The sequence below is a fragment of the Sphingobacterium sp. UBA7855 genome (genome assembly GCA_002500745.1).
In the GTDB taxonomy this organism is placed as follows: Bacteria; Bacteroidota; Bacteroidia; order Sphingobacteriales; family Sphingobacteriaceae; genus Sphingobacterium.
In genome coordinates this window covers 15,573-27,958 of sequence record DLST01000007.1, presented here as the reverse complement: position 1 = coordinate 27,958, position 12,386 = coordinate 15,573, and the positions used below count along the sequence as shown (strand labels likewise).

Sequence of the window (12,386 nt, the reverse complement as noted above, 5' to 3'; positions counted from 1 at the left end):
TAAATTGTTTTAGCTGATTAAAAAACTAATATATCAAATATTTCGCAAATCGCGACCTGTACTTTCCTGCTGTATATATGAGGCATTTAAATTAAAATTCTTGCAACTTTCACAAAAATAATACTATCTTCGTTTTAACTTTAGGGGTGTCTGCTTGTGCAGGCTGAGATTTTACCCTTAGAACCTGATCCGGATCATACTGGCGTAGGGAAAAGTGAGCTGTCTAACAGGTGCATTGCTGTACCTTCGTGTAGCCATTCCTAAAGTTTTACTAAAAAAATTAAGGAATGGAACTTACAATAAACCATCAAAATCGATTTTTCGACCCCGCCCCTTCTTCACTTGAAGAACTATTGGTTTTGGAATTATCTGGCAAAACCCAAGGTGTTGCCGCTGCCATCAACAACCACGTTATACCCAAGGACGATTGGGCTGCAACAGCACTTAAACCTCACGATCAAATCATCTTAATAACCGCATCGCAAGGCGGATAATGATTAAAAAAATCACCCTAATCATTCACTTCAATTCAGAAAAAATGACAGCTGAAACAATTACGCAATCCCCTTTTCCCAATTCAAAAAAAATTTTTGTACCTGGAACACTATTTCCTATTCAAGTGGCTATGCGCCAAATTTCTTTAAGTCCAACCAAATTAAGCAATGGACAGGTAGAAATTAATCCCCCTATTACAATCTACGACACCTCTGGTCCATATACCGATGAGAATTTTCAGATCGATATCCGAAAAGGTCTCCCCCGGCTTCGCGAACAATGGATATTGAATCGCCAGGATGTCATACAGCTGGCGGGCATCAGCTCTGAATATGGACAACAACGCCTTTCTGATCCAACGTTGGATGAACTCCGATTTGCCTATAGTCATAAACCAAAAGTAGCCTCTGCCGGGAGTAATGTCACCCAATTACATTATGCAAAGCAAGGTATCATTACGCCTGAAATGGAGTACGTAGCTATCCGCGAAAATCAACATATCGAGCAGCTAGTAGCCAGCACCCCCGGAATGGATCATCAGCATACAGGCCAAAACTTTGGTGCCAGAATCCCTAGAAAAACGATTACTCCCGAGTTTGTCCGCGAAGAGATCGCTGCCGGGAGAGCGATCATTCCCAATAACATCAATCACCCTGAAAGTGAACCCATGATTATCGGGCGCAACTTTCTTGTTAAAATTAATGCCAATATTGGCAATAGCGCTGTAAGTTCAAGTATAGAGGAAGAAGTTGAGAAAGCGGTATGGGCCTGTCGTTGGGGAGCCGACACGATCATGGATCTATCCACCGGTAAAAATATCCATGAAACCCGCGAGTGGATCATCCGCAATTCACCAGTTCCAATCGGTACCGTACCAATCTATCAGGCATTAGAAAAAGTAAAAGGTGTGGCCGAAGACCTTACTTGGGAGATTTTTAAAGACACTTTGATCGAACAGGCGGAACAAGGTGTTTCATACTTTACTATACACGCCGGTGTATTGCTTCGCTACATTCATCTTACAGCAACACGAGTAACTGGTATCGTCTCAAGGGGTGGTTCTATCATGGCCAAATGGTGTCTTTTTCACCACAAAGAAAACTTTCTCTATACCCATTTTGAGGAGATTTGTGAGATCATGAAACGATATGATGTTGCTTTTTCACTTGGCGATGGTCTCCGTCCAGGAGCTATTGCGGACGCCAACGATGCGGCTCAATTTGCTGAGCTCGAAACACTGGGCGAACTCACCAAGATCGCCTGGAAACACGATGTTCAGGTAATGATAGAGGGCCCCGGCCACGTGCCCATGCAACTGATCAAAGAAAATATGGACAAACAACTGGAATGTTGTAATGAAGCCCCATTTTATACCTTAGGCCCGCTTACTACCGATATCGCTCCGGGGTATGACCATATTACTTCGGCGATAGGAGCTGCAATGATCGGTTGGTACGGTTGTGCCATGCTTTGTTATGTCACCCCAAAAGAACATCTCGGATTACCAAATAAAAAAGATGTTAAAGATGGTGTCATCACGTACAAACTAGCCGCACATGCTGCTGATTTGGCCAAAGGACACCCTGGAGCGCAGTATCGTGACAATGCTTTAAGTAAAGCGAGATTTGAATTTAGATGGGAAGATCAGTTCAATCTTTCCCTAGATCCGGATACCGCACGTGAGTATCACGACGAAACTTTGCCTGCAGATGCAGCTAAAGTAGCTCATTTCTGTTCCATGTGTGGCCCCAAATTTTGCTCCATGAAAATTACGCAAGAAATACGGGATAGTGCAGCGCATGGTATGCTTGAAAAATCGCAAGAATTTATCGCACAGGGTAAAGAACTCTATTTATGATCATTGCACTAACGCCAGAAGAGACCATACATGCTGAAAAAGCGGTTATCCATACCCTTCTTGAGAAGGGGCTCGATATCCTGCACTTACGCAAATATCATTTTACAGATTTACAAATGGCAAGCTATGTAGAATCAATAGATCCTGCATATCTTGAAAAGTTGGTTCTTCATTCTCACCCCCACCTATCGGCGGAACTCGGGATCACACGCATTCATAGAAATGAATGGAGCAGACAGCATAGCCCCTCCAATCAGATGAACGCTACAATTATTTGCTCAACATCTGTACATGATATTGCGGCATTCAACAAACTGGATGAATGCTGGGCTTATGCTTTTCTCAGTCCGATATTTCCAAGTATTTCGAAAAAAGAATACGGAAGGTATAATGCCCAACTGAATCAGCTTCCAAAACGCGTTAATTTTACTGTTCGTCTGATAGCACTTGGCGGAATAAACCAAGCTAACTGTCTCCTCCCGTTGCAGGAAGGGGCAGACGGAATAGCCTTGTACGGCGCTTTATGGCAGCATCCCGACCCAATTCAAAATTTCATTGCATGTCAACAAAAACTATGGAAAAACTTCAATACATATCACAAGGACAAACATTAGCAGCACAAAAAGATAATATTTTAAAGGCCCTTGATGCTGGTGTCAAATGGATACAAGTGAGATGGAAGGGAGCTCACCAAGCGTATGTTTACAGATTGGCAGAACAGGTCAAAAACGTGTGTTTGCGATATGGTGCCACCTGTATCATTAATGATCATCCTGCGCTTGCAGCGGCTGTCGATGCTGACGGCGTACATCTCGGACTGGAGGATGGCAGTATCGATGCTGCAAGGAAGCTATTGGGGCCAAAAAAAATAATCGGCGGTACTGCAAATAGCTTTACAGATGTATACCAAAGAATAACGGAAAATTGTGACTATATCGGACTCGGACCATTCCGCTTTACAAAGACAAAACATAACCTCAGTCCCCTATTGGGGCTCGACGGATATGAAAATATCATCGGGCAGGTTAGACAAGAAGGGTTATCCCCAATCCCGATATTCGCGATTGGCGGTATAGCCCACCTCGACGACATTCAACAGTTATTACAAACTGGAGTTTATGGAATTGCACTTTCCGGTAGTATAACCCATAATCCAACAATCGTTTCATCAATCCACAAAATTTTAATATGAGCAATTTAACCATAGCCGATCGCGTATTTGAATCTAGGCTATTTTTGGGTACGGGCAAATTCGGTAATCTCACGGAAATGAGCGATGCCATTGTGGCTTCGGCCTCCCAATTGGTCACCGTTGCCCTCAAACGAATCGACCAGACCAGCTCAGACGACAGTCTCATCAGTGCGCTCGATCTGGCGGCAATCCATTTGCTTCCCAATACTTCGGGGGCACGAACTGCTGAAGAAGCTGTGCTCGCAGCTCAACTTGCTCGCGAAGCACTGGAAACAAACTGGGTGAAATTGGAAATTCATCCCGATCCCCGCTATCTACTTCCTGACCCCATTGAAACCTTACGCGCAACTGAATCGTTGGCCAAATTGGGATTCGTCGTCATGCCCTATATCCATGCAGATCCAGTGCTTTGCAAAAGATTGGAAAATGCAGGCACAGCTGTCGTTATGCCTTTAGGTGCCCCAATTGGAAGTAATAAGGGACTTCGTACCATGGATTTTCTTGAAATTATCATTGAACAAAGTAATGTACCCGTTGTTGTAGATGCTGGCATCGGAGCGCCTTCCGATGCTGCCAAAGCCATGGAAATCGGAGCGGATGCAGTCTTGGTCAATACGGCAATTGCAGTCTCAAATAATCCGATACGTATGGCCGAAGCATTCAAAGAGGCTGTTATCGCCGGACGAAAGGCTTATGAGGCCGGTTTAGGAAAGGTCGGCGCACAAGCCATCGCTTCGAGCCCCTTAACTTCATTTTTATTTGATTGATAATTCACTTATGACAGATTTCAAAACGATACTCGATACATATGCCTGGAATGACGTCCACACGCAGATTTATGACGCTACCAATCAGGATGTACTGCATGCGTTAGAAAAAGACCAATTATCGCTCTCCGATTTTAGGGCGCTCATATCACCGGCTGCAGCACCGTATCTGGAACAAATGGCACAAAAGACACAAAAAATCACGCAACGCCGCTTCGGTAAAACCATACAGCTCTATGCCCCCCTTTACCTGAGCAATGAGTGCCAAAATATTTGCACCTATTGCGGTTTCAGCATGGACAACAAAATCAGACGAAAAACACTTAGCGATACCGAGTTGTTGCTGGAAGCGATGGCAATTAAAGCTATGGGAGTTAACCATATCCTCCTCGTTAGCGGAGAAGCCAACAAAACTGTTGAAATCAATTATTTCCTCCATGCTATCCAACTTCTAAAGTCCCATTTTTCGCAGATATCCATTGAGGTACAACCGTTGGAACAATCCGAGTACGAATTATTGCAGGCCGCTGGCGTATATGCCATTTTGGTTTATCAGGAGACTTATCACCGGAAAGTTTATAGGCAATATCATCCCAAAGGAAAGAAGTCAAATTTTGATTATCGCTTGGATACACCTGATCGTATCGGCCGGGCTGGTATCCATAAAATCGGACTAGGTGTGTTATTGGGGCTCGAAGACTGGCGGGTGGACAGTTTCTTTACCGCAGCACACATTGCCTATCTACAAAAACACTATTGGCAGACTCGTTATTCCATTTCCTTTCCACGCCTACGCCCAGCTGCTGGCTCTGTGGAACCAAATTTTCATTTGGCCGACCGCGATCTACTGCAGCTAATCTGTGCTTATCGTCTGTGGAATGAAAATTTGGAAATCTCTATCTCCACTAGGGAAAACGAAACGTTTAGAGATCATATTATACCGATCGGTGTAACAACAATGAGCGCTGCCTCAAAAACCAATCCGGGGGGCTATGTGGTCGATCCACAAGCGTTAGAACAATTTGAAGTAAGCGATGAAAGGGATATGGAAACCATAAAAAGTCAAATCCGAAAAATGGGATACTCGCCGGTGATGAAGGACTGGGAAACCAATTTCGCTGGCATAGTACGTTAAATAAATGAAAAAAGACAATATTTTTGAGCGCTATAGCCGGCAGATTTTTATCGATGAAATTGGCGTCTCAGGACAAAGAAAAATCATGGATGCCAAGGTATTGATTGTTGGCGCAGGGGGACTCGGAAGTCCCGTCCTTCAATATTTAGCCGCTGCAGGTATAGGTAAACTTGGCCTGGCTGATTTTGACCACGTTGAAATCCACAATCTAAATAGACAGATCATACACTCCGAAAACAACATTCACAAAACTAAAACCGAAAGTGCCCAAGACTATATTCGACAGCATAATAGTACAATTGATTTTCATACGGTTCAGGTGAAGATAGAACCGAACAACGCGGCTGCAATTCTTGCTCCCTATCAAATAGTAGTAGATTGCTCGGATAACTTCTCGACACGTTACTTACTGAATCAAATTTGCTTGCAACTCGATAAACCCTTGGTATATGGGAGCATCCACGGCTTTGAAGGACAGCTGGCAGTTTTTAACTTTGAAGGCAGTAAACACCTTCTGGACATCTTTCCCACTCCCCCAAACCCCGATCAGGTTCCAAATTGCGATAAAAATGGAGTACTAGGCCCCCTGCCAGGGATCATAGGTAGCATGATGGCTATGCAGGTACTTAAGATCATAACCGGTTTACCTGTAGACAGCAACCAGTTAACCATTATCGATACCTTAAATTGGCGGTTTTCTAAACTCTCATTCTAAATGTCGTCTCAAATGGTATCCCATAAATGGTTTAGAAGGATTCACGAGCGCGCAAAATTTATTTAAAACCACAGTGCACAAACAAATTTTGCTAATTTTAGTTTATATATTAGCAAGCTTAAATGTCAACTATACAATCCGGAATGAAAAAAGTAATTTATCCATTACTCTCCCTATCGCTAATACCTTTATTCTCCATCGCACAAGAGACAAAACTCACTGCCGACGATCTCTTTGCAAAAGCGCGAAAGGTCGCTTTTGATTCAAAAGATTATCCACAAGCGATTCAATTGTCCAAGCAGGCGCTACTTCAAGCACCGGACTACACGGATATCAACATTTTTTTAGCGCGCATTTATACATGGTCGGATAAGATAGATTCGGCAAGGGCCATCTTTACGGAACTGGATAGAAAAAATACCACTGATGAAGATTTCTTTTTGGCCTACGCTTCGCTTGAGTATTGGAACGACCAGGCTGAAAGAGCAATTGCAATTACCGATAAAGGGCTACGCATACATCCGCAGTCTCAGGATTTACTATTGCTAAAAGGCAAAATAAGCTATGGCAATGATCAATACGAAACTGCCGAAAAGGCAATTCATAGTTTGTTGGAAATTAATCCAAAAAATACGGAGGCCAGAGCATTGGCAAAAAATATTGAAGAGTATACCGCTAAAAATGCAATCGGTCTGACGTACAATTTTGTCTATTTTGACAAACAGTTTGATCACAATTGGCACATTGTTGGATTAAGTTATAAACGGGCAACAGCAATAGGATCCGTTATTTTCAGAACTAACTATGCGAATAAATTTGCAGAAAATGGCGTCCAATTTGAAATGGAGGCTTACCCACGGCTTTCAAAGATATTTTACCTCTATGTCGGAGCAGGCTATTCCAATAATGTGGGGATTTTTGCGAAATATAGAACTGGTGTGTCTCTCTATGCCAATCTTCCGAACAGCTTTGAGGGGGAAATCGGATATCGTCAGCTCTATTTTAGTGACAACATCTGGATGTACACAGCTTCAGTCGGAAAATATTACCAAAACTTGTGGTTCAATCTAAGGACTTACCTTACTCCAGGCGAAAAGAATATTTCCCAATCGTATACCGGAACAGTCCGCTATTATACAAAAGGAGCAAACGATTACTTCGGATTTAGCGCCGGAACGGGTTTGAGCCCTGAGGAAAACCGAAATAATCTATTGGACAACGCTTCCTATAAATTAAAAACATTCAAAGTAGGTGCTGAATATAATTTCTCTGTTAAGCAAAGTAATCTGTTTTCAATTTCGGGCACCTATTATAACCAAGAATTCCGTCCCAAAGAAAAAGGAAATCAACTAGACATCATCCTAGGCTATATTCGAAAATTCTAGTTCTTCTTTGTTCTATTAAAGTAATTTGTATACACACTGTCTGGAAGAAGTCGCTTCTGGGTATAAAATAGCTTATTTTTGCGCTTAAATAATTCAAAGCGCTTTGAAACCTCTTCTTTTGCATTATCCGAGGCGACGTCTTCATTGAACACACCATCCAACTGATACAGTTGTCCATCAGAAAGATGGTAATTACCTCTGACAAAATCAATCAACTGATTTTTACTCTGCATCATACCGATGCCATCACCTTGTGCAAATGCCCCTTTGTCAAGGCCCGCACCTATCCAAGTAACTTGACCGGGAGTTTTAACTCCAAAGTTTTCTCGATAGTAGGCCAATATAGATGGCGCGACATCAAAATGGCTAACAAAATGATGAAAAGTCTTTGGCCCTTTTAAAAGTGGTGAATAAATCAACAAAGGAACATGATAACGATCGATTTTGCTTTGTAACGGTATCTCAGGCATTGCGTGGTCTCCAGTTATGACAAAAATCGTATTTGCAAAATCTGCTCTCTTTTTGTAAGATTCAAAAAATTGTTCCATCGCATCATCCAAATTCAACACTGAGACCAGCTGCGTACGGTTTTCTAAAGCCCACTTTTTCTGCTCGGCCGTAAGGTTCAATGTCACCATACGTTCATCAAATAATTGCTCATAATGGGCCGCATTATTAATCAAAAATGGATTATGTGTAGAGAGCGTCAAAAGCACATGGAAATAAGGTTGTTGCTGCACTTTCTGTACTTCAAGAAACTTACTAAATACAGCTTGGTCTTCATATCCCCAACTTTCTCCCCCCTTTTCAGGCAATTTCTCATATGGAGGACCAAATGCTTCCTGATCGATGAGCATATCAATTTTATTATAATCCATGAACTTCTTCATGAAGTCAAAATTTGAATGACCGCCATAGAAAAAACCAGTATTAAATCCGTTGCTCTTTAGAATATTAAATAGATTGAAATTGTCTGGTAAGGTATCTTGCTCTAAAAAACCGTGCATAGCAAAAGGTAGTGAGCCTGTTATCGTAGGCAGAACAGAAAATGTCCGTCCTGAAGAACTCATGTTATTGTCCCAATACAGCGATTGCTGCTTCAGTTTACCGATAAATGGCGTGAAGTTACCGATATAGCCATTTTCAGCGCTATAGGCATGCCCTAGCCCCTCAATGACGAGAATAACTAAATTGGGCACTTTCGTCGTTTTCTGAAGGTGTGTTCCTAGAAAACCTTTGGTATCTTCTTTTTTCAAAAAAGGAAATTTAGTATCCAACACCTTTGTATCCTCCTCTTTATGGAACATTGCGAGCATACCCGGGTGTTCATCCACATAATTTGATAAATTGGAATTGAAGAAATAACGCCATTTACTCCGGCTTGCATTGGCTACGAATTCATCGTTATCGGAGCGACCCCCTAAAAGCGAAGCCGAACTAATGAAAAACGATATGATCCCCAAAGATAAGAGTGCAATACTAACATAGTTTTTTTTGAATGTCTTTTTATTGGCAATCCAAAGCGGAACCCAAGAAATTGCGATCAATAATAAAAGTAAAGCAATATTGGTAAAACTCAACATACCGCTAGCCTCCAAAATTTGCTTCATCTCTTCCGAACTGTAATAGAACATATCAGCCCCAAGCAAATTTCTCGATTCGCCAAAATACAGAAACAAGATGAACTGCATAACAACAATAAGCGAGAACGAAATGATCAAAAGAAGCCTCGCCCAAAATCTGCTTAAGAATTGTAGCAATAAATAGCCTATTCCCAAACACGCTAAGGCTTGAAAGATGAACAGGATGTTATCCAAAAATAGGTATTTGCCTGCGTGGACCTCCGAAAGCTGAGCAAATCGACGACCGTACCACCACCATTCTACACCAACGGATAACATATACAAGGCAAAGACAACCAACATCACAGGTCCTAAGCTTTTTAACGACAGATTTAATCGGTGACCGAGGTATTTCCAAACCGACTCATTGGCATCTTTTTGTTGAAAGCCTTGTCGTGTCATTTCTCCCCAGCCATGCTGCTTGCGAAAGTAATCAACAACCCCCTGGACTCCAGCTTTAACGACAATAGGGTGAAAGTAAAATGGTTCTAGAATAGCGGTAGTTATTAACGTCGAAAGGTCCCGCTTCTTTGAATAGACCTGGTGGCTAACAAGATCAACCAAGATGGCATAGATGGAATACAAAATTCCCGAAGCAATAACCAGCGCAAAAAGTGCAAAGAAAAATGGCCAGTTGATAATTCCGAGTATAAAAAAGATTAAAAAGACAATGTAACCTGTAAATTCGACAATGGGACCCAAAAATTCAAAGAAAAACCAGTAAGGCATGCTAACCATACCAAAACGACCATATTTTGGATTGAACATGAGTTTGCGATGCTTCCATAAGGTTTCCATGGTGCCACGCATCCAACGATTACGCTGCTTGCGTAGTACCTCTTTAGATTCTGGAACCTCCGTCCAGCATAAGGGATCTGTTATATTAACGACCTCGTAAGGCAGCTTTTGCTCTTCCATATAGCGACGCATACGAACAACAAGCTCCATATCCTCCCCAACCGTATTTCGGTCATAGCCTCCGCAAGCCAACACAATTTCCCGGTCAAAAGCGCCAAATGCACCTGAAATAAGAATTAATCCCGAAGCTCTAGACCAAGCCATTCGCCCCAAAATGAAAGCACGGATATATTCTAAAGCTTGCGTCCGCCCCAACCAGGACTTAGGCAAATTAACATCGACAACAGACCCATTCACAACGTTACAATTGTTAGCTAAACGGATAACGCCACCGCAAGCGATAACGCGTTTGTCAGTTTGTTCTAGAAATGGCTTCGCTAGTTTTAAAATGGCATCTTGTTCTAAAATACAGTCCACATCAATACAAACGATATAATCTCCAGAAGAGATATTCACCCCAACGTTAAGGGCGTCCGCCTTGCCCCCATTCGCTTTGTCTACAACAATCAGCTTCTTAAACGCCGGATTCTTACTCTTATAGATTCCACGTATCTCCTTGGTCTCAATGTTTCCCTGAACAAAGAATGACGTCGGTTCAAGTTCATAAGACGTGATCAATTTCGATATAGAATCATCCTTACTTCCATCATTTACGATTATAATTTCTAAATTATGGTAATACAACGACAATAAGGACCGCACATTCTCGACGATAGTCATACCCTCGTTATAGGCCGGTGCAATCAGACTGAATGTAGGTGCATTGGGGTTGGTGGCGATAATACTATAGTCCGTAAACGTATTATCATGTTTGTAACGAAACACAGCTCCATAAGCATATAATCCTATCCAAGCATAGATAAGAAATACCGCCCCCGAATAAAGCAAAAATAGCCAAACTATAATTTCATATACGATATGGGAAAACTCTAACATTTTTTCTCTTGCAAAGCGTGTTTAATAATTTGTTTAAGTTCGTCGTAAGTATCTCCATCTTGGGAGATCTCCCGCAGATAGTGTTCCTCTCCGAGAACGACAAGTACTTCTGCAGCAGAAATTTTAATTGATACAGGGCTATGATTCCACAGTAGTTCTTTAAGAAAATGCTCACTTTCTTTACTCTTGATCATCTTCATCGCCTTCAGCATCTCATTCTGCACTGCGAGTGGCTGCAGATCGAAACCTTGTACAAATTGCTGAATAGTCTCACTGTTCTCAATAGCTTGCAGAGTTCTTACCGCCTGTACACGAACATTTATCGAAGGATGTTCCAATAGGCTTAAGACTAATGTATAAAAAGTCAGCAATCTAAATTTTCGAATTAGACGTAAAGTAAAGATGACAACCGAATCATTTGTGCTATGGATCCAATCCTTTACTTGTAAATCAGCCTGTTCTGGTATATCATGAATCGAATACAATAAACGGAGCTGTTGCCAGTCTGATAACGGCTTGTTGAAATGATCCAAAAAGCCAAGGCCTTCGTATCCCTTAAAACTAACAAGTGCATACTGGGCCTCCTGATAAACGGCAGTTCGGGGATCGTTCAACTTCTCCATGATTTCAGGTATTGCAGCTTCGACATTCATGACTGCAAGTTCCTGAACACCGCCGGCGACCAAATAGCCGCTGCGATGCCTAAGTTTGCGCCAAGCTTCATCCTCCAGTTCAAAATCAAGAAACAGCCTAATGATCGATTGTTTAGCAGCACCAGAAAATTTTCGATCCGAATCAACCAATACATCTAAAAAAAGTGCCCGAAATGAAGGCTCCCTTAAATGCTCCGCAAATTCCTTATCGCTATCACTACGGTCATCATTCCCTACGATTGTCTCCATAATCTTAAACTCGATGATTTCTCTCCAAGAGTGCTTATTATGAAGTATTCGATAACTATAGAAGCTGTATCCTAATACTGTAATAATCAACAACAGTACTAATATCAACACGATAACAATCGCAAGAATAAGTTCATGTAATGCGATATGATGATGCATATTGTTTATTTATTTTTTATGCGTTTTATTCTCAGAATGAGCTCGTTTGGACTAAATGGCTTAACCATAAAATCTGATGCACCCAAGTCGAAGGCATCGACCACAACCTCCTCCTGGCCCATACTCGATAATACAATGACTGGAATCTCCTTTCCAACGCGCTTAATCGCCGAAAGAATTTCAATACCAGAAGCAAAAGGCATCATAATGTCCGTGACAACTAAATCCAAATCCAGTTCATTAATTTTCTCTATCGCTTCACGGCCATTTCTGGTCAACACCACTTCGTGCCCTTCTTTTACCAATTTGTGCTCAACAGTACGTAGTACCAATTCGTCGTCTTCAGCTATTAAAATCAACAT

Annotated in this window: 11 protein-coding genes and 1 riboswitch; of the genes, 8 read left to right on the top strand and 3 right to left on the bottom strand. The window is 41.8% G+C overall.

Going from position 1 to position 12,386, the window contains the following annotated elements; all coding sequences use genetic code 11:
* The first annotated feature begins 132 nt into the window (after positions 1-132).
* A riboswitch (TPP riboswitch) is annotated at positions 133-228 on the top strand.
* Between the two features lie 59 nt (positions 229-287).
* The 8 genes from thiS (at position 288) to B2107_RS04930 (ending at position 7,547) form a co-directional block, all read left to right on the top strand.
* Positions 288-494: a sulfur carrier protein ThiS gene (thiS, locus tag B2107_RS04965; RefSeq protein WP_293953701.1), complete on the top strand. Its 207-nt coding sequence runs from the start codon at positions 288-290 to the stop codon at positions 492-494.
* Between the two features lie 44 nt (positions 495-538).
* Positions 539-2,353 carry a phosphomethylpyrimidine synthase ThiC gene (gene thiC, locus B2107_RS04960; RefSeq protein WP_293953699.1) on the top strand — a complete coding sequence of 605 codons (1,815 nt, stop codon included), beginning with the start codon at positions 539-541 and terminating at the stop codon, positions 2,351-2,353.
* Positions 2,350-2,967, top strand: a complete 618-nt coding sequence (locus B2107_RS04955) for a thiamine phosphate synthase (protein ID WP_293953697.1) — start codon at positions 2,350-2,352, stop codon at positions 2,965-2,967. The genes thiC and B2107_RS04955 overlap by 4 nt, the downstream gene beginning before the upstream one ends.
* Positions 2,913-3,545, top strand: a complete 633-nt coding sequence (gene thiE / locus B2107_RS04950) for a thiamine phosphate synthase (RefSeq protein ID WP_293953695.1) — start codon at positions 2,913-2,915, stop codon at positions 3,543-3,545. The genes B2107_RS04955 and thiE overlap by 55 nt, the downstream gene beginning before the upstream one ends.
* On the top strand, positions 3,542-4,312 hold the full coding sequence (locus B2107_RS04945; protein WP_293953693.1) for a thiazole synthase: 771 nt from the start codon (positions 3,542-3,544) through the stop codon (positions 4,310-4,312). The genes thiE and B2107_RS04945 overlap by 4 nt, the downstream gene beginning before the upstream one ends.
* A 10-nt stretch (positions 4,313-4,322) precedes the next feature.
* The gene (gene thiH / locus B2107_RS04940; protein ID WP_293953691.1) at positions 4,323-5,447 is read left to right on the top strand and encodes a 2-iminoacetate synthase ThiH; all 1,125 of its coding nucleotides are present in this window, start codon (positions 4,323-4,325) and stop codon (positions 5,445-5,447) included.
* A 4-nt stretch (positions 5,448-5,451) separates the two neighbouring features.
* Positions 5,452-6,162: a HesA/MoeB/ThiF family protein gene (locus B2107_RS04935; protein WP_293953689.1), complete on the top strand. Its 711-nt coding sequence runs from the start codon at positions 5,452-5,454 to the stop codon at positions 6,160-6,162.
* A gap of 143 nt (positions 6,163-6,305) precedes the next feature.
* Positions 6,306-7,547: a YaiO family outer membrane beta-barrel protein gene (locus B2107_RS04930; RefSeq protein ID WP_293953687.1), complete on the top strand. Its 1,242-nt coding sequence runs from the start codon at positions 6,306-6,308 to the stop codon at positions 7,545-7,547.
* Here B2107_RS04930 and B2107_RS04925 read toward each other — a convergent pair.
* From B2107_RS04925 to B2107_RS04915, 3 genes are read right to left on the bottom strand one after another with little or no spacing between them, the layout of a single operon-like run.
* On the bottom strand, positions 7,544-10,963 hold the full coding sequence (locus B2107_RS04925) for a sulfatase-like hydrolase/transferase (RefSeq protein WP_293953685.1): 3,420 nt from the start codon (positions 10,961-10,963) through the stop codon (positions 7,544-7,546). The two genes, B2107_RS04930 and B2107_RS04925, sit on opposite strands and share 4 nt — an antisense overlap.
* Complete coding sequence (locus tag B2107_RS04920) at positions 10,957-12,024, bottom strand: HEAT repeat domain-containing protein (RefSeq protein WP_293953683.1); 1,068 nt, start codon at positions 12,022-12,024, stop codon at positions 10,957-10,959. The genes B2107_RS04925 and B2107_RS04920 overlap by 7 nt, the downstream gene beginning before the upstream one ends.
* A 5-nt stretch (positions 12,025-12,029) precedes the next feature.
* On the bottom strand, positions 12,030-12,386 hold the full coding sequence (locus B2107_RS04915) for a response regulator transcription factor (RefSeq protein ID WP_293953681.1): 357 nt from the start codon (positions 12,384-12,386) through the stop codon (positions 12,030-12,032).

Coding starts and splice junctions, on each gene's coding strand:
- thiS (WP_293953701.1), top strand. CDS start 288: ATGGAACTTACAATAAACCATCAAAATCGATTTTTCGACCCCGCCCCT.
- thiC (WP_293953699.1), top strand. CDS start 539: ATGACAGCTGAAACAATTACGCAATCCCCTTTTCCCAATTCAAAAAAA.
- B2107_RS04955 (WP_293953697.1), top strand. CDS start 2,350: ATGATCATTGCACTAACGCCAGAAGAGACCATACATGCTGAAAAAGCG.
- thiE (WP_293953695.1), top strand. CDS start 2,913: ATGTCAACAAAAACTATGGAAAAACTTCAATACATATCACAAGGACAA.
- B2107_RS04945 (WP_293953693.1), top strand. CDS start 3,542: ATGAGCAATTTAACCATAGCCGATCGCGTATTTGAATCTAGGCTATTT.
- thiH (WP_293953691.1), top strand. CDS start 4,323: ATGACAGATTTCAAAACGATACTCGATACATATGCCTGGAATGACGTC.
- B2107_RS04935 (WP_293953689.1), top strand. CDS start 5,452: ATGAAAAAAGACAATATTTTTGAGCGCTATAGCCGGCAGATTTTTATC.
- B2107_RS04930 (WP_293953687.1), top strand. CDS start 6,306: ATGAAAAAAGTAATTTATCCATTACTCTCCCTATCGCTAATACCTTTA.
- B2107_RS04925 (WP_293953685.1), bottom strand. CDS start 10,963: ATGTTAGAGTTTTCCCATATCGTATATGAAATTATAGTTTGGCTATTT.
- B2107_RS04920 (WP_293953683.1), bottom strand. CDS start 12,024: ATGCATCATCATATCGCATTACATGAACTTATTCTTGCGATTGTTATC.
- B2107_RS04915 (WP_293953681.1), bottom strand. CDS start 12,386: ATGTTGATTTTAATAGCTGAAGACGACGAATTGGTACTACGTACTGTT.